At 67.4% G+C, this 17,460-nt stretch carries 15 protein-coding genes and 1 pseudogene; 11 read left to right on the top strand and 5 right to left on the bottom strand.

The features are described from left to right. Positions 1-203: 203 nt before the first annotated feature. From ABD848_RS02090 to ABD848_RS02080, 3 genes and pseudogenes are all read left to right on the top strand, one after another. Positions 204-813: pseudogene (locus tag ABD848_RS02090) on the top strand (ATP-binding protein). Positions 814-987: 174 nt separating this feature from the next. After that, positions 988-2,190: an AAA family ATPase gene (locus ABD848_RS02085; protein WP_344966645.1), complete on the top strand. Its 1,203-nt coding sequence runs from the start codon at positions 988-990 to the stop codon at positions 2,188-2,190. Further along, positions 2,187-2,864, top strand: coding sequence for a hypothetical protein (locus ABD848_RS02080; protein WP_344966643.1), 678 nt, complete (start codon positions 2,187-2,189; stop codon positions 2,862-2,864). The genes ABD848_RS02085 and ABD848_RS02080 overlap by 4 nt, the downstream gene beginning before the upstream one ends. Before the next feature lie 104 nt (positions 2,865-2,968). On the opposite strand, the gene ABD848_RS02075 is transcribed toward ABD848_RS02080, so the two are convergent. Together ABD848_RS02075 and ABD848_RS02070 are read right to left on the bottom strand one after the other, a co-directional pair. After that, positions 2,969-3,229 (bottom strand): hypothetical protein, encoded by a 261-nt coding sequence (locus ABD848_RS02075; protein WP_344966641.1) that lies wholly within the window; start codon positions 3,227-3,229, stop codon positions 2,969-2,971. 5 nt (positions 3,230-3,234) lie between these two features. Continuing rightward, complete coding sequence (locus tag ABD848_RS02070) at positions 3,235-4,044, bottom strand: nucleotidyltransferase family protein (protein WP_344966639.1); 810 nt, start codon at positions 4,042-4,044, stop codon at positions 3,235-3,237. Between the two features lie 424 nt (positions 4,045-4,468). Here ABD848_RS02070 and ABD848_RS24955 point away from each other — a divergent pair, with 424 nt between their 5' ends. The 8 genes from ABD848_RS24955 to drmC all read left to right on the top strand — a co-directional run bounded on the left by ABD848_RS24955 (position 4,469) and on the right by drmC (position 15,245). Next, positions 4,469-4,678 (top strand): AbrB/MazE/SpoVT family DNA-binding domain-containing protein, encoded by a 210-nt coding sequence (locus tag ABD848_RS24955; RefSeq protein WP_425567380.1) that lies wholly within the window; start codon positions 4,469-4,471, stop codon positions 4,676-4,678. A gap of 446 nt (positions 4,679-5,124) precedes the next feature. Further along, positions 5,125-6,033, top strand: coding sequence for a DNA-processing protein DprA (locus ABD848_RS02065; RefSeq protein WP_344966637.1), 909 nt, complete (start codon positions 5,125-5,127; stop codon positions 6,031-6,033). After that, positions 6,023-6,784 (top strand): phosphoribosyltransferase, encoded by a 762-nt coding sequence (locus ABD848_RS02060; RefSeq protein ID WP_344966635.1) that lies wholly within the window; start codon positions 6,023-6,025, stop codon positions 6,782-6,784. Before ABD848_RS02065 ends, ABD848_RS02060 begins: the two co-directional genes overlap by 11 nt. A 223-nt stretch (positions 6,785-7,007) precedes the next feature. Continuing rightward, positions 7,008-8,318 (top strand): AAA family ATPase, encoded by a 1,311-nt coding sequence (locus tag ABD848_RS02055; RefSeq protein ID WP_344966633.1) that lies wholly within the window; start codon positions 7,008-7,010, stop codon positions 8,316-8,318. A 9-nt stretch (positions 8,319-8,327) separates the two neighbouring features. Continuing rightward, positions 8,328-8,966, top strand: a complete 639-nt coding sequence (locus ABD848_RS02050) for an RloB family protein (RefSeq protein WP_344966631.1) — start codon at positions 8,328-8,330, stop codon at positions 8,964-8,966. A gap of 92 nt (positions 8,967-9,058) precedes the next feature. Continuing rightward, positions 9,059-12,604 carry a DISARM system helicase DrmA gene (drmA, locus tag ABD848_RS02045; RefSeq protein ID WP_344966629.1) on the top strand — a complete coding sequence of 1,182 codons (3,546 nt, stop codon included), beginning with the start codon at positions 9,059-9,061 and terminating at the stop codon, positions 12,602-12,604. Then, positions 12,601-14,463 carry a DUF1998 domain-containing protein gene (locus ABD848_RS02040; protein ID WP_344966627.1) on the top strand — a complete coding sequence of 621 codons (1,863 nt, stop codon included), beginning with the start codon at positions 12,601-12,603 and terminating at the stop codon, positions 14,461-14,463. The genes drmA and ABD848_RS02040 overlap by 4 nt, the downstream gene beginning before the upstream one ends. Then, positions 14,460-15,245, top strand: a complete 786-nt coding sequence (drmC, locus tag ABD848_RS02035; RefSeq protein ID WP_344966625.1) for a DISARM system phospholipase D-like protein DrmC — start codon at positions 14,460-14,462, stop codon at positions 15,243-15,245. The genes ABD848_RS02040 and drmC overlap by 4 nt, the downstream gene beginning before the upstream one ends. An 80-nt stretch (positions 15,246-15,325) precedes the next feature. On the opposite strand, the gene ABD848_RS02030 is transcribed toward drmC, so the two are convergent. From ABD848_RS02030 to ABD848_RS02020, 3 genes are read right to left on the bottom strand one after another with little or no spacing between them, the layout of a single operon-like run. Further along, the gene (locus ABD848_RS02030; protein ID WP_344966623.1) at positions 15,326-15,949 is read right to left on the bottom strand and encodes a hypothetical protein; all 624 of its coding nucleotides are present in this window, start codon (positions 15,947-15,949) and stop codon (positions 15,326-15,328) included. Next, complete coding sequence (locus ABD848_RS02025) at positions 15,946-16,554, bottom strand: hypothetical protein (protein WP_344966733.1); 609 nt, start codon at positions 16,552-16,554, stop codon at positions 15,946-15,948. Before ABD848_RS02025 ends, ABD848_RS02030 begins: the two co-directional genes overlap by 4 nt. A gap of 51 nt (positions 16,555-16,605) precedes the next feature. Next, positions 16,606-17,157 (bottom strand): hypothetical protein, encoded by a 552-nt coding sequence (locus ABD848_RS02020; protein ID WP_344966622.1) that lies wholly within the window; start codon positions 17,155-17,157, stop codon positions 16,606-16,608. Positions 17,158-17,460 lie beyond the last annotated feature (303 nt).

Here is a 17,460-nt window from a genome sequence, read left to right as displayed (position 1 = left end):
TTTTGGTGAACTTCACGTTAGCCATTGACGTGAGTGAACTTCACGCTCACTATGTAGTTATATCAGGTAACCAAACCGTCGCTCAAAGTGTTGGTCACCACGCTACGCCCGTGCCCCCTCCTCCGGCTGGGGATGGCCGGAAACCGTTGGGGCTGTCCGCTTCCCGGCCGCTGTCGCGGCCCGTGCGAACAAGGAGTCTCCCTATGCCCGTCACGCCCGGCCTGTTGGCGCCGCCGTCGCTACCCGAAGTGACCGTTCCGCTCTCGATGGTGATCCCGTCGGGCAGCGAGTACTACTTCAACCGACGGCCGGTGCGGCGGTTCACCCGGCGCTCGTTCGAGTTCCGGGGGCGATCCGGTCCTCATGCCGCTGGTGCACGCCTTCCTCGACACGTGCGCAGCCGACCGCTCCGAGGACTACCGCTACGTCTTCGGCCTGCTCGGCGGTGAGCTGGCGGCCAACGCGATCCAGCACTCCCGCTCCGGCCGGGTGGGCGGCACCTTCCGGCTGCACGCCCGGCGCTTCCGCGACGGCATGACGTTGACCTGCCGCGACGACGGCGTCGACGCGACCGGCCACCACCACGGCAGCGCTCCCGTCCACCTCGTTCCGCGCCCGGCCGCAGCGTCGACCGGGCACGATCCCGAGGCCGTCCCAGAGGAGGAACCCGAGACCGTCCCCGAGCACGGCCGTGGCCTGGCGCTGGTGGACAGCCTCTCCACCTCCTGGGGCGACAACGGCCTGCCGGGGTTCCGCATGGTGTGGTTCCACCTCGCCGACGACCTCGACGGCAGCGACTGGCCGGCCGCCTGACTCGGAAGGCACGTCGACGGCCCCGGTCCCCGCGTTCGTCACGGCTCCCCGGCGGAGTCCATCCCCCACAGGGGCGGGGCCGCGGACACATGACATCGCTCCACCGCTTCCGTCGAACCGGGGGCACCGTTCGCGGTGGAAGCGCAGCGATCGATCAGATGGGATGCTGGTCCTATGCAGAAGCGGCTGCTGCAACTCGAAGTCGAGAACTTCCGGAGTCTGCGCAAGGTCAAGATCCCACTCGGACCGCTCAACGTGCTGGTCGGCCCCAACGGTGCGGGAAAGACCAACGTGCTTGACGTGTTCCGGTTCCTCGCCGACATCATCCGCACCGACATCGAGCCCGCGCTCGACGCCCGAGGCGGGTTCGACGGAACGGTGTTTCGAGGCGGCGAGAGAACCCCACCGTCCATCAGGATCAAGCTACAAGCCACCTGGACCAGCTACAGCAGTGCGAGCGCGCCCGACGAGTACGATCTGCGGATCACCCGCCGAGCCAAAGGCGACAGCGTCTCCCTCTCGCGCAGGGAGAGCTTCCAGTTCAAACGGACCCAGGGCCGGGGGCGGCGGATCACGATCAGCGGTGAGCAAGCCAACGTCGTGGACCAAAGGCAAAGCCAGGGAGAGACAAAGCATTCGATCGGTCTGCGTCGGCTCAGCAGCGGTCTGTCGACCCTCCCCCGGCTCAGCGACGACGCCGGCGGCGCTGAAGTGGCGGCACTGGCCGAGCAACTCGCCTCCTTCCGGGTTTTCGACGTCAACGTCGACTTCGCGCGTTCGCCCTCACGGTTTCCCCGAACCGACAATGAAAAGCTCGACGACGATGCGGCCAACCTCGCCGCGTTCCTGCTGTCGCTGCGCAGCAGGGACGAGGACGCCTGGCAGCGCCTTGAGGAGGACGCCAGGCGGGTACTGCCGGGGTTGCGCGCCGTCGACTTCCGCTTTCCCTCCGGCGCGGCGCGCGAGGTCATCGTCGTGCTGGAAGAGGACGGGCTGCGCGGCAGCACCGAACTCGCCGACGCCTCCTTCGGAACGATCCGGCTCCTCGGGCTGCTCGCTTTGCTCTACGATCCGCAGCCGCCCGCGCTGACCTGCATTGAGGAGATCGACCACGGGTTGCATCCGCAGGCGCTGGAGATGCTCGTGGAACGGGTCCGCCAAGCCAGCGAGCACACCCAGTTCCTCATCGCCACGCATTCGCCTGCCCTCGCCGACAGGCTGCGCCCCACGGAACTCGTGGTCTGCCAACGCGGCGACGACGGCGCCTCCGACATTCCCGCGCTCTCCGCACGCGAGATGGAACGGATCGTGACCGCCAGCGAAGGGCTGCCTTTGGGGGAGCTGTGGTTCTCCGGGGCGCTGGGAGGGGATCTGTGAGCCCTCGCGGCGGTACCCGCAGGAAAGCGGTCAAGAAACCGGTGGTCGTGGTGGCGGGGGAAGACCGCAACGACCGGCAGAGCCTGCGCGCCCTCCTCGAAGCGATCTGTCCGCACATGAGCGGTCGGATCGTGGAGATCAGCGATGATGTGCGGCTGCGTCAAGCCACCGGCAGCCGGCTCTCCCAACGGGTCAAGACACTGGCCGGCAAGATCAAAGCCCGCGCGCAGCGCGAGAACACCGAGGTGGCGTGCGTGTTCGTCCACGAGGATCTCGACGGAGTGGACAGCGAAAACTATCTGGCCGTACACGAGAAGGTGGAACGCGAGCTGCACGCCCATCTCGGCAGCGCCCACTACGTGCTGGCGGTAGCTGAGATGGAGGCGTGGCTGCTGCTCTTCCCCCACGCGCTGCGCAGCGTGGTGTCAACGTGGCAGGTTCCGGTGCGCTTCAGGGGAAAAGATACCGGCAAGATCGCCGACCCGAAGAAGGTGCTGATGCAGGACGTTCCCAAGAAGGGGGGACGAAGGTACAGCGAGTCGGACGCTCCGAAGGTCTTCAGCGTCATCGCGAATGAGGAGGACCTCGGTTCGCCGATGGGCTCCAACCGCTCGTGGAACCGGTTCTGTGAAGACGCCGAGCAGTGCGGCCAACGGCATGTTCCCGCCGACTAAGGCACTCGCCGAAGCGTTGTCGGCAAGGGCAGGGAGTCTTCCGCTCTCCCCGGCGCCCGCTGAGTACGTTCGCTATGGGCCGCCCCTGAGCGTCGACGCTCCGCTCAAGCAGGTGTGATCTTCAGCGAGCTGGAGAGCCTGTCGACCAGTTGGCTCGCTGTGGAGAAGTAACGGCCGTGAGTACGCAGCAGGTCCTCGCGGGACTGCGCCCCCAGCACGACGATCTCGACGTTGCGTCCTGTGCCCCGGAACTTGTCCTCAGCATCAAACCTGGCCATCATCGCTTCCCGGGGGTCACTGAACTCCTCCTCGCGAAGAAGTTCTCCCCGGCGGCGGTCGTAGACCAGCAGGAAGTTCTTCACCATGTCCCCTACTCGTCCGGAGGTGATGAGGCTAGGCCGATCAACATCTGTTTGAATGTGCTCAGCGTCTCCTGGAACTCCAGTGTAGCCTGCGACAGCTCTACGTCGTCGGGTCTCTCCGTGCACCGCTCTTCATGATCCGCGATCAGCGCCGCGAGTTCCCGCATGCTTTCAATCGCCAGCCTGCTACCCGGTGGAGCGGCCGCGCGCATGGCTGGTGCGCGTGGATCATCAACCGGCGCAGCAATCCACAAAGAAGCACTAGCACTATGAACAACCATGTGAGAAGGATTGTCCCCATACCGTATGCCTCTGCCGGCGAGGTCGGCGAGCTTCTCGAATGTCTCCGCCCACTCGTGCTGTAGCAATGTGCGTATCTGAATCTCGACAGGTATACCGTGAGGAAACGCGATTACGTGGACAGCTCGGTAGCCGTGACTGGGCTCGTTGCGGCGGTCAATAACCCTTACGGGTTTCGGACAGTCGATAAACAATCCTGAAACCTGTTCAACCAGCCTGTCCTGTTCTTTGAGGTCTCCCTCAAAGACAAAGCGCATACCGGCTAGGTCCTGAACGTCCCGTAGCCAACGGCCGCCACCGCGGCGTAGCTTCTCCAGGATCGTCTCTTCCGTCTTCGTTCGAGAGCTCGGCAGCAGCTCCAGCCTTGAGGTTACAAACTCAACTGTCTCGGCCAACATCTGGGAGTACACTAAAAGTAGCTCCCGGAGGGCGGCGATGTCCTCCTCGGAAGGAGTCTCTGAACGGATCAGTCGTTGGCCGAGTCTACCGATCTGAGCCTTCGACATGGGGAGTTGCACGGGTCTTTCTTAGCAGTTCCGGAAACGTAAGGCGAACTGCGGTCAACTGGGGTCGTTCGTCGCGCAATGTTTCAAGAATGCTTCCCAAGTTCTGGGCAGGTGGTATGTCGCTAATTGAGATGTTTCGGGGATCGAATGCCAGCTATCCCCGGTCGGGGCGCCTTGTTTCGCCACGGCTGCTTGAGATGAGTCGAAGGGTTTTGACCTGCTGCTAATTAATCTTGACCAATGTGGCGGATCTTCCCTTCTGTCGGCAAATGAAGGCTATTCGTCAATCACCCTCCGGAGTTGCGGTCCCGTCGCCAAGGCAACCGCGTGTGGTTCCGCCTCACCGGGCTTGCGACGTGTCTTTCGCCCGCGGCTCGTGTGCCTTCTCACCACATCGGAGACAGCCAGTATTGCGTAATAGACGTAATACGGAGGAGTGAGGGTGCGGATCGACAACAAGGGGCAGGTCACGATCTCGGCCGAGCTTCGCGACAAGGTCGGATGGTACGAAGGTGGCGAGGCCGACGTTGCTGAAGGTGAGGACGGCGCACTGTGCCTGTGCGGGTGGCGGGCGCGCAGACGCGGGAGCAGCGTATGGCGTGGAGGCTGTACGGCAGTGGCACCGCTGCGGAAACCGCGGGCATGAGCGCGCAGGAACTCATGGAGTTGCTCTGTGGTTAGCGCCCTGGGTTCTGTTTTTTGAGCGGCTGGAGTGGGGCTGTGGGGTGTTCGTCGTCCGCTCGTGCCTCGATCGCTGCGCGATCTCGGCAGCCCGCGTGGGCTGATAGCGGGCGCGCTCGCCCGCGTGCGCCCACCGCCGGCCCCGGCCGTCCCTCCAAAGAACAGAACCTGGCCCCGCTAGGACTGCTTCTGTCGTCGCCCCGGCTTCTCGCGAGCACCGAGCCGTCTCTCCTTCTCCTCTCGCTCCCGCAGCCCTCTGTACGGTAGACCACAAGATCATCGTTAGAACGTGTGTTCTATTGTGGATATCGGTAAGTACATCACCGGAAACCGGTGTAAGGTCACACCGTTGTAAGGGCGGTCGCGATGTCGGAGTTGGGCAGGGGGCGGCGAGCTTCTACGATCGGACGCATGCAGCAGATCGACGAGCGGACCGCGATGGTGGCACTGCTGCTGCGCGAAGGCTCGCGATGGCGGACCATTACCGAGACCGTGATGGAGGCCGGTAGCGCCGTAACCGTGTTGCAGCGCCAACCAGCCCCCCAAGAGGCGTTGTTTTCGGCTGCTGAGCCGCCGACCGAGGTCACGGCCGCCCACGATCTGCTGGCCGACTGCGAGAAGCGTGGCGTGCGGGTCCTCAGCTTCCTCGACGAGGAGTACCCGGCGCGGCTGCGCGAGATCCACGAGATGCCCCCCATAGTCTTCACCTGGGGTGAACTGCGCTCTGATGCCCACGCAATCGCTGTCGTGGGATCGCGCAAAGCGTCCCAGCGCGGGCTGGAGATCGCCGAGAACATCGCCGGCATGCTCGCCTCGCGCGGCATCACCGTGGTCAGCGGTCTGGCCCTCGGCATCGACACCGCCGCCCACACCGCCGCCCTCGCCCACGGCGGGCGCACCGTCGCCGTCCTGGGCACCGGGATCAACCGCTGTTACCCCAAGCAGAACCGGGAGTTGCACGAGACGATCGCGCGGCGCGGCATGCTGCTGAGCCAGTTCCTGCCCGACGCCCCGCCGTCCAAGCGCAGCTTCCCCATGCGCAACGCTGTGATGAGCGGTTATGCCACCGCCACCGTCGTCGTGGAGGCCGGTGAGCACAGCGGCGCCCGTATCCAGGCCCGCTTCGCCTTGCAACACGGACGTCCCGTGATCTTTCCGCGCGAGCTGCTGGTCAACGAGTGGGCGCGTCGTTACGCCGAATTCCCCGGCGTGCACGTGGTCGACAGCCTCGATCAGCTCGCCGCCACGGTCGACGCCCTGATCCGGGAAGCCGAGCTGACCCCCGAGGATCTGCACGAGGCCGTCGACATTGCCTGGTGAGAGTTCCTGGGAGATCATCCGTCACCAGGTGGCGGTGCAGGTCAACTACCTGCACGCTGCGCTTCCCGCCGCCGCGGGAGCCTGCGAGGTCTGCTACGGCGCCGTGCCGGTCGAGCTCTCCCGCTGCTGGCGCTGCGTGGAAGCCCGGAACAGCTCCGGGGGAGTGCTCGCCGACGCGGTCGTCCCCATCTCCTACCGGGTCAACGACAACGGGCAGCACGCCCAGGATCTCGTGATGTACAAGCGTCCCTTGCGAGGCAACGAGGCGGCACGGCGCCGGCTGCACGCCCTCTTCTGGTACTTCTGCAAGACCCACATCACCTGCGTCAAGCAGTCCGTGGGGATCGAGCGCTTCACCCACGTGTGCTTCGTGCCCAGCACGAAGCACACGGAGGCGGTCCATCCCCTGCAAGTCCTGCTCGCGCCCAAGATCTCGCTCAACCGCGTCGAGCTCGTCGTCAACACCGGCATCGACACCGCCAGCCGTTCGTTCCACGCCGACTGGTTCGACCTCTCGGGCGAGTCCACGAGTGTCGAGGGGGCGAACGTGCTGTTGATCGACGACACTTGGGTCACCGGCGCACGCGCCCAGTCGGCGGCCCACCGCCTCAAGCGGGCCGGGGCGCACACGGTGGCCACCGTCGTACTCGCCCGGGAGCTGCAACCCAAGTACGAGCACGCCAAGCCGCTGCTCGACCGGGTGACCCACACCCGATTCGACCTTGAGACGTGTGTGCTGCACCAGTCCTGAGGTGAGGTCGACGGGGCGAAGCGAGAGCCTAACGCGTGGGCGGGGCGGCCAGTCGTCCTCTGCCGTCGTACTGCTATGACCACTTCGAACGCTTCGTCGAGACAATCAAGAGGCGGTTCTGGGAAGATTCTGCCGAGAAGTTTCCCGAAAACGCCAATAAGAGTTCGTTCCTCGGGTATACGCTCCGGTAGGTCGTTAAGAGTAAACCTTCAGGAGTCCGGTCGTGTTGCTTCGGTTCCGGGTCGCCAATTTCGCCTCGATCCGTGACGAGCAGGAACTCAGTCTGATCGCCGCAGACAGGCATGAGGACCTGGCGGTGCGCGATGTCCCGGGCACACACTTCCAGGCCCTGCCGGTCGTCGGTGTCCTCGGGGCCAACGCCTCCGGCAAGTCCAAGCTGATCCACTCGATGTTCTACGCCCGCGAAGTGGTGCTCTCCTCCCACCAGGGGTGGAAGCCCAACGCGCCCACCCGGCGGGAACCGTTCCGGCTCGATCCCGCTATGGCCGAGCAGTCCAGCGAGTTCGCCTTCGACATGGTCATCGACGGCGTGCGCTACGAGTACGGCTTCGCCCTCGACGACCGCGAGATCGTCGAGGAGTGGCTGCTGTCCTGGCCCAAAGGGCGACCGCGCCGGCTGTTCGAGCGCACCCGAGAGGACGGGGTGGACTTCGGCCCCCACCTGCGTAAGGGCTACGGCCAGCTCAGCCGGCTCGCTAGGGAGGCCGTGCGGCCCAACAGCCTGCTCGTCTCCGCCGGCGCGGCCAACAACCACCCGCTGCTGACCCGTGTCTACGACTGGTTCCAGCAGTTGCGCATCGCCCACGAACACGACGCCTACCCGCGGTTGCAGTTCACGCTCGACCTGCTGGAGAGCGGCGAGATGCCGCAGTTGCGCGACCTCATCCGCTTCGCCGATCTGGGCATCAGCGACCTTCGCTCCAAGCAGCGGGAGATGCCGGCCGAAGCCGCCACGCACTTCGTCGAAGCGATCAAACTCCTCCATCCCGAGGACGCCGAGCTGGTGGACCCGCACTCACTCACAGCCGGTCCCGAAATCCGGGTCGCGCACACGACGACGGACGGTGATGTGGAGCTGCCCTACGACGTGGAGTCGAGCGGGACGCGTACCTGGCTGGAGTTGATCGGTGCCGTCGCCTTCACGCTCACCCACGGCACGCTCCTCATCGTCGACGAACTCGACGCGCGGCTGCACCCCAACCTCGCCGGCCAGCTAGTGCGGCTGTTCCAGGAGCCCACGACCAACCCCAACGGCGCACAACTCGTGTTCAACACCCACGACGTCACGCTGCTGGACCGGCGTTCCTTCGGTCGGCTGACGCGCGACCAAGTCTGGCTGACGGAGAAGAGCCAAGAGGGAGTCACCGAACTCACCGCCCTACGCGAGTACGGGGTCCGCGATTCCCGAGACGATGTGCTGCGCCGTTACCTCCTCGGACGCTTTGGCGGTGTCCCGGTCTTCGAGGAAGAGTCTCTGCCCGATACGAGCAAAATCGTGGAGCATGCTCGCTAGCATGGCCATGTGGGGTCAAAACTGAAAAAGCGGTCCTCGCTGCAACCGAAGACCGGAACAAAGCAGGAGAAACGCCGTTTCCTCATCTGTTGTGAGGACAAAAATGCCGCTCCCAGTTACTTCAGGGCGATTAAGAGGGAACTGCGCTTTTCCGGCCTTAAGGTCGATATCGACGGAGAAGCCGGCGAACCTCTCAAAATGGTTAAAAAGGCGAAAATCCGCCAGGACAGCGCTGGTAAGCGGCGAGCCGACCAGGGAGAACCCTACGATGAGGTCTGGTGTGTCCTCGACGTCGAGGCTCCCCAGCCGCACTCCTCCCTCGATGAAGCGCTCGCCCTCGCCCGCAGGAACAACATCCGCTGTGCCCTGACCACCCCCTGCTTCGAACTGTGGCTGCTGTTGCACCAGCGTTCGCACACGGGCTATCTGACCACCGGCCAAGCCCAAGACCGGATGCGCAGGCTCAACTGCTGCTACACCGCCGACAAGGACATCAACCCCGCCCACTTCACCGGTCAACGGCGTCGGGACGCCATCGACCGGGCGGCCAAGCTCGCCGAGAACTTCCCAGAGCAGGCCCACCCCACTGCCAAAAACCCCTGGACCGATGTCCACATCCTCGTCGGGCGACTGCTCGCCCACACCTGAATAGGTTCGCGCCCGAGACGCGGGTCGGCCTCCCGCTTTCCGGTTCGCCGTCGGCGCTGCCGGTGTCGGCGCGGCGTCCTAGAGTGGCCCTCATGGTTGAGCAGCGGGTGTTGAAAGTGCCCTCGGCGCGCGAGATCCGAGCCGAGTTGGAGGAGCTGGTCGTCGCCGACCTGTACGGTCCCATCGGCGGCGACGAGCACGAGGAGTTCTCCGGCGAGCGCCCCACCGACCGCTACATCCTAGGGCGGCTCGCCCCCAACGGGGCGGTGTTCCACCCCGAGGAGCAGGACAACCTCGCCGAAGTCGGTCTCAACAGCGGTGACGAGGTCGCACTGGACCCCGACGACGACGATCCCGAGCCCGAAGCCCCCGCCACCCCCAGCATGTCCTGCTCGGCCCACGGGTTCACCGCCTCCGTGGCCCCCGACACCGAGCGGCTGCTCGTGCGGGCCACCTGGGCACGCTACGTCGACGCCACCGCCGACGACGGCTCCGGCAAGCAGGTGCGCCGCCGCGACCCCCGAAGTGGCCAGACCCTCATCTCGCTGGCCGAGGGCGAGATCCCCGCCGTGGAACTCGACCCCGAACAGCCCGGCGTGTGCCTGCGCGGTCGGGTCCGCTCCTTCGCCGGCCACACCCTGGTCACCCTGTTCCTGGTCAACGGGCAGACCGGAGAGGACCGCGAGTGGAAGAAGTGGCTGTTCCAAGCCGAACTGAGGGCCACCGCCGCCGACGGCGCCGCGCCGGTGTTCGTCCCGCGCCCCGACCACTCCTCCGGCGGCGACCAGCTCGACCGCGAAGAACAGCGCCGGCTGGCCATGACCTACCGCTTCGCCGGCGAGTTCGCCGTGGGCCACAGCACCGCCGTGGCGGTCGACCCCGCGCCCGACGACCCCATGCGGGCCGTCGCGGTGCGCACCGCGAGCGTCCCCCGCTACGAGCTGCCCCACACCGACGTGCCCAGCGCCGAGGAGGACCCCGACCTGCCCGAGCTGGCCCGCCTCACCCTCGACATGAGCGAACTCGCCCGGATGCAGGCCGGTGACGTGCGCGCCGGCCTGGACCCGCTCGTCACCGGCTACCGCGCCTGGATCGCCCGGCAGCGCGACCGCATCACCGACCCGGCCGCCCACCTCGCCGAGTACCGCGCCGAGGCCGAGAAGAACCTCGCCGACGCCGAGCGCGCCGCACACCGCATCGAGGCCGCCGTCGAGCTGCTCGCCACCGACCCCGCCGCGCTGCGCGCCTTCCAGTTCGCCAACGAGGCCATGCGCCGTCAGCGCGTGCACTCCCTGGCAGCCGCCGCGCGCGGCGGTGACACCACCCGCGCCATCGACGAGGTCGCCGCCGAGCTCGACACGCCGCGAAACCGCAGTTGGCGCCCCTTCCAGCTCGCGTTTCTCCTCCTCAACCTGCCATCGCTCACCGACCCCGCCCACGAGGAACGCGCCGCTCCCGAAAGCCGGGTCGCCGACCTGCTGTGGTTTCCCACCGGCGGCGGCAAGACCGAGGCTTACCTGGGCCTGACCGCCTACACGCTGGCGATCCGGCGGTTGCAGGGCGACCTCGACGGCGCCGACGTGCGCGGGCGCTCCGGTGTGGCGGTGCTGATGCGCTACACGCTGCGGCTGCTGACCATCCAGCAGTTCCAGCGCGCCGCCGCCCTCATCTGCGCCTGCGAGGTGCTGCGCCGCGACGACGAGGACACGTGGGGGCGCGTGCCGTTTCGGATCGGCCTGTGGGTGGGCGGCAGGGTCACCCCCAACCGCACCAAGGCCGCCGAGGAGTGGGTGCGGGCGCGGCGCAGCCAGCGGGGCGGGGCCGGCAATCGCGCCGACGGCTCGCCGCACCAGTTGGTCACCTGCCCCTGGTGCGGCGCGACGGTCGATTCCGGCTCCGACATCGACGTCGACCCCGCCGAGCAGCGCACCCGCATTCGCTGCCCCGACCTGGAGTGCCCCTTCAGCGCCTACCCCAGCGGCGGCGAGGGGCTGCCGGTCCTCGTCGTCGACGACGAGATCTACCGGCTGGTGCCCTCGTTGATCATCGCCACGGTCGACAAGTTCGCCCAGCTCGCCTGGCAGGGCGAGACCCAGGCGCTATTCGGTCGGGTGGGTCGGGTCTGCACCCGGCACGGCTACCTCGCCGGCGAGCTGCACCAGCAGGTCTGCGGCGGGGTGTCGCAGCACCAGGCCGAGACCCGTCCTCGGTCGCTGCCGGCCGCCCACGTCAAACCCACCGCCGCGCTGCGTCCGCCCGACCTGATCGTTCAGGACGAGCTGCACCTCATCTCCGGCCCCCTGGGGTCGCTGGTGGGGCTGTACGAGACCGCGGTGGACCGCCTCGCCTCCTGGGACTACACCGCTCCCGGCAGCGGCGCGACGGTGCAGGTGCGGCCCAAAGTCATCGCCTCCACCGCCACCGTGCGTCGCGCCACCCGCCAGATCGGCGCGCTGTTCGCCGGCCGCGACACCCGCGTGTTCCCGCCGCAGGGCCTGGACGCCGCCGACAACTTCTTCTCCCGCCAGCGCGCCCCCGAACGCCGCGACGGCCGGCGCTACATCGGCCTATGCGCCCACGGCGTGCGCATCAAGTCGGTGCAGATCCGGGTGTTCGTCGCGATCCTGGCCGCCGCCCAGCGCCTGCACGACACCTACGGCGGCAACGAGGTCACCGACCCCTACATGACCCTGGTGGGCTACTTCAACAGCCTGCGTGACCTGGGCGGGATGCGCCGCCTAGTCGACGACGACGTGGCCACCCGGCTGGGGCGCGCCGACCAGCGCGGCCTGGCCCGGCGCCGCACCCCCTGGGCTGCGGAGCTGACTTCGCGGCTGGGCTCCGACGACATCCCCGCCGTGCTGGAACGGCTCGCCGTCTCGGCCGCCGACCGCACCAAGCGCCCGATCGACGTGCTGTTGGCCACCAACATGATCGCCGTCGGGGTCGACGTCGCCCGGCTCGGCGTCATGACGGTCAACAACCAGCCCAAGTCCACCGCCGAGTACATCCAGGCCACCAGCCGGGTGGGGCGCCGCGCCCCCGGGCTGGTGTTCACCGTCTACAACTGGTCGCGCCCGCGCGACCTCTCCCACTACGAGCGTTTCCACGCCTTCCACGCCACCATGTACCGTCACGTCGAAGCGCTGTCGGTGACGCCGTTCGCCGCACGGGCCGTCGACCGCGGCCTGATGGGAGTGCTGGTCTCCCTCGTGCGCAACCTGGAGACCGCCCTCAACCCCAACGACGCCGCCCGCATGTTCGACCGCTCCGGCAAGGTCGCCGACCACATCGTCAACGAGATCGACCGGCGCGCCCGCACCGTCACCGGCAGCAGCCAGGCCGCCCGCGATATCCACGACGAACTCGACAACCGGCTCGACGTCTGGGAAGCCCGCCGAAGAAAGCAAGGCGTGCGGCTGGTCTACAAAGAGCCGCCGAAGAACACCGACGCCCAGGCGCTGCTGGACAGCCCCGACGGCGCCCCGTGGAAGCCCACCACCTGCCCGACCTCGCTGCGCGAGGTCGAACCCGGCATCCGGCTCGTCCTCGATCCGGGCCAGGATCTCGGCGACGGCGCCGAACCCCCCTTCATCCCCTACACCTCCTCCGAGACCGACGACCGAGGCGAGCAATGACCACCCCGCCCCAGCGCGTGGGAGAACTGCGCACCAGCCAACTGCTGCACACCTTCGGTGTGGGAGCCATCGCCGACATGCCCAACCTGTCGGTGACCATCCTCGGGCTCGACCACTGGGACCCGGCCCGCACCACCGTCATCCCCGAGCCCCGGCTGCTGGCTGCGGTACGCCGCGAACTCGGAACGCAGGTGGAAAGCTTGCGCACCCCGCCCTACACCCCACCCAACCACCGCAACGTCCACGACGAGTGGAGCCGCATCGGCGTGCCGGTCGCGCTGTTTCCGCGGTGGCTGCGCTGCACCAAAGGCGACTGCAACTACCTCGGCCCCGTCGACGCCGGCTCGTTCCAACCGATCTTTTCCCCCTACCGTCCCGACAAGACCCGCATCGTCCACAACTGTTACGGCCAGGGGCGCAGCCGCCCCACCGTGGTGCCGGCCCGGTTCGTGCTGGCCTGCGAGAAAGGTCACCTCGACGACTTCCCGTGGATGTTCTTCGTCCACCGCGGCAGCGTCCCCGAGCCCGGCGGCGAGCAGCCCCACACCCTCAAACTCGTCGAGACCGGCACCTCAGGTGAGGCGGCCAACGTGCGGGTGGTGTGCGCCTGCGGCCAAGGACGCGCCATGTCCGAGGCCATCGGCCCCGACAACGCCGCCAAGAACCTGCCGGCCTGCCGGGGCCGCCACCCCCACCTGAGCCTCTTCGAAGGCTGCGACCAGTCCACTCGGGCGCTCTCGCTGGGCGCCACCAACAGTTGGTTCCCCACCCAGATTCGCGTGTTCAGCCTCCCGCGGGAGGACGATCCGCTCGACAACACCCTCGCCGAGAACTGGTCGACGCTGGAACCGCTGGTCTCCCTGTCGCAGGAGCAGGCCCGGCCCGTGCTGGAGGTCCTGCCGTGCTGGCCCCAGTTGGAGCATCACGGGTTGGCCAAGGTCTGGCGCGCGATCCAGCGCCGCGCCCAGCGCTCCGACACCGCCGGCTCGGAGCCCGAACTCGGCGAGGACGACCTCGCCGGCCCGGAGTGGCAGGCCTTCACCCGCGACGAGGAGGTGCATCTCCCCGATTTCACGACCACCCGGGTCGCCACCCCCCGCCGGGCCGGCGCGTTCCTGCGGCGGGTAACGCTCGTACCCCGGCTGCGCGAGGTCAGCGCCCTCTACGGCTTCACGCGCATCGGCGCTCCCGAGTTCGAGGTGCGCAGCACCGAAGACAAACGGATCGCACCGTTGGCGAGCGGATCGCCCACGTGGGTGCCCTGCGCCGAACAGCGCGGCGAGGGGATATTCCTGCGGTTCCGCGAGGAGCAGGTCGCCGCGTGGGAGCGCCGGCCCGAAGTGGTGCGCCGGGAGAAACGGCTGCGCGACGGACACCAGCGTTGGCGCCTGGCCCGAGGACTCGACTCGGGCGGGTGGCCCGGCGTGCGTTACCTGATGCTGCACTCCTTCGCCCACGCGCTCATCCGCGAGTTCGCGCTGGAGTCGGGCTACAGCGCCTCCGGGATCGCCGAACGGGTCTACGCTCGCGACGGCGACGACCCGATGGCGGGTGTACTGCTCTACACAGCCGCCTCCGACAGCGAGGGCACACTCGGCGGTCTGGTGTCGCTGGGCCAAGACCCCGACCGGCTCGACACGCTTATCGAGCAGGCGCTGGAGGCGGCCCGGCTGTGCAGCTCCGACCCGCTATGCGCCGAACAGGAGCCCCACGACCACGCCCGACTCTACGGTGCGGCCTGTCACGCCTGCATGTTCGCCGCCGAGACCTCGTGCGAGCGCAACAACCACTACTTGGACCGCGCTCTCGTCGTCGACACGCTCGCCAGTGGCCCCGCCGGCACCGGCTTCGTCCAATGAGCGATCCCCCCAACACGGGGCTCATCGAAGAGCTCTGCGCCCTCGCCGACCGGCTCCCCGGCGAGCACGCGAGCGCCTGGGCCGACGTTCTCGCCGCCGCTGCCGGCCCCGACGAGCCCGGCCTGGAGGCGGCGCTGCTAGCCGCGCGTCCCGGCTACGGTATGGCCGCCGACGCCGCCCGGATCGTGCGCGCATGGCGGGGAGAGCCGGCGACCCCGGCCGCAGCGGCGGCCGCGGCGCTGCGGGCCGCAGCGACGATGGCCGAGCGAACCCGCCGTCACCGGCCCGCCGTAGTGGTCAGCGGCCCCCGTTCGGCCGGCCAGCCGGCGCGGCTGACCACGGCGGTGTTGAGCCAACTCATCCGCCAGGCCCAGCGCGAGGTGCTGATCGTCAGCTTCGCCGCTTCCCACACCTCTCCGCTCGTAACCGAACTGGTCGCCGCCGCCGACCGCGGCGTACGCATCGACCTGGTGCTGGAGGAAAGCACCAACGCCCACGCCCCGTTCGCGCGGCTGCGGCGCCGAGCTCACTTTTGGCACTGGCCCGCCCACCGCAGGGGCGGCGACGGTAGAGCGGCGCTGCACGCCAAGGTCATCGCCGCCGACCGTTCCGCCGCGCTGATCGGCAGCGCCAACCTCACCGCACGCGCGCTCACCGACAACATCGAACTGGGGGTGCTGCTGCGCGACCCGGCCGCTGTGGCTCGCGTCGTCGGCCACTTCCGCGCGCTGATGAACGGCGAGCGCCCCTACCTGCTCCCCCTGCCCGCTCCCTCCGGGTGAGGAAGGATTCCCCGTCGCGTCGAGGGGCCGGCCGCGGGCGCTGCGGTGCCACGGCCGGCCTGTCAGGGGCGGAAGGCAGGTCAGTCGCAGTAGGTGGCGCGTTCCTGGGCCGTCATGACGGAGGTGGACTGGGTCCACGCGCCGCCCTGGTCCTCGGCGGGGCCGGTGGCCTCGAAGGGGACGTACCAGATGTAGTGGCCGTAGTAGGGGTCGCCGAAGTGCATCTCGTAGGTGCCGCTGACCCGTTGCATCATGGCGCCGTAGTAGACCCGTCCCACATGGCCAACGGGGACATCCACGTAGGTGGTCTGGCTCTCGGTGTGGGACTCGCTCCACTCGTAGCCGTAACTGGCCTCGAACGTGGTCTTGAAGACCGTCCCGAAGGTCGCGCTCATCGAGATTCCCACGCTGTTGGACTCCGAGACCGTGTCCGACCACGTCACCGACATCAGTTGGGAACGGTCGGTGCAGTTGTAGGCCGGGCTGCCCACGACCTCGCTGGTGTTCTGGTAGTACTGCGGTGGGCCGTCGGGGTGGAAGACGCAGGTGTCGGTGCCGTTACCGCACTGTTCGAGCAGTTGGCGGTTCGTGGGCTCGGCCGCGGCGGCCGGGGCCGCCGGCAGTATCGCGGCCAGCAGGGCCGTGGCGGCCACCGCCCCCGCGCTGGCGCTTCCGCGCGTGCCGGTTCGGTTGCGGGTCGTCATGGGCACGCCGCCTTTTCCGCATCGGTCATATCCCGGTTGTGCTGCACGATCGCTTCCGAGGCGCCGTCAGAGGCCGGTCCCCGGGCCTCGAAGGGGACGTACCAGATGTAGTGGCCGTAGTAGGGGTCGCCGAAGTGCATCTCGTAGGTGCCGCTGACCCGTTCCATCCGCGGCTGCCGTTCGACCCAGCCGACCTGGTAAGGGCCGGTGTCGACGTAGGTGGTCTGGCTCTCGGTGTGGGAGGTCTTCCAGGTGTGCTCGTAGGACTGTTCGTAGCTGACGGCGAAGGCCTCGCCGAATCCGGCCTCGGTGGTCATGGCGATCCCGACGCTGTTGCTCTGCGAGGTGGTGTCCGACCACGAGACGTTGAAGCGCTGTACACCGTTGGTGCAGTTGTAGACGGAGTCGCCGACTTGGCGCGCCGGGCCGGTGTAGTACTGCGGTGGGCCGTCGGGGTGGAAGACGCAGGTGTCGGTGCCGTTGTTGCACTGTTCCAGGAGTTGGCGGTTCGTGGGCTCGGCCGCGGCGGCGGGAGCGGCGGCGAGCACGACCAGTCCGGCGGTGGCGCTCGAAAGTGCCAGCGCGGACCAGGAGCGCTTTCGCATGCTCACGTTTCCTTCGTCGGGGGAACTCTCGGGAGGGGGAAGGGGAGGGGATCAGCTAAATCCGACGGACTCGGTGCGGTCGTTCATATAGTCGCCCACATAGGGGGTGTTCTCCTTGTAGGGACCGTCGCGGTCGCCGCCCAAGTCGGGCTCGGGGTAGAGCCAGATCCAGCAGTTGGCCCACGGTTGGACAGAGGAGATGCTGTCGACCCAGTCGCCACTGAAGTTGTAGACGTATTCCATTTGGCCGTCTTTGGAGCACAGCGAGTCGCCGTAGAGGGTGAACGTTGCCCCACCGTACTGCTCGTGAATGAAAAACGTTCCCAGAATGATGTCGTTTGCGGCCGCGGTGGTCATAGCCCGGCTGCTCTGCTTGGACTTCATCATTCTTTTCTGTTCGGCGATTGTGTTTCCGGTGCGCTCCTCAGCGGCGGAGATGGCCGTCTCGAATTCCGAAAAGCACTCTTTTTCGCCGGTGTCGAGGCTCTCGATGCAGTGGTCGGCATCCTGCGCATGGGCGGTGCCACCGGCCAGTGCGGCGCTGATCAGGGCGGTCGTCCCCGCTGTGGCACCGAGACGCAAAACCTTCTTTCTCGCGCCCAAGATAATTATTCCTCTCTGGGGTTGCCGATGTCTGGCAGTTCGAGAAACACCGTAACACCGGATCGGTGATAAATTGATTACTCTCGGTTGTCAGGGTGTATTGCGGTGGAAAGTTGGAGGTGTATTTTTATTGGGTTTTCGTCGTGGGTATGACCGCCCGTTTGCTCTTGGTGCGAGGCGTGATCGAGCGTCAGTGGCGAACGGCCAGGTGTGACGGTGTCGCGTCTGTCCGCGCGTGGGACGATCCCGGTGTCGAGCCGGCGGCGGTAAGCACCCATGTCTGTCGGTTGGTGACGCTCGGTG

It is taken from the genome of Salinactinospora qingdaonensis (assembly GCF_039539445.1).
In the GTDB taxonomy this organism is placed as follows: domain Bacteria; phylum Actinomycetota; class Actinomycetes; order Streptosporangiales; family Streptosporangiaceae; genus Salinactinospora; species Salinactinospora qingdaonensis.
The sequence above is the reverse complement of the archived record's forward strand: the minus strand, read 5'-3'. Positions and strand labels throughout refer to the sequence as shown.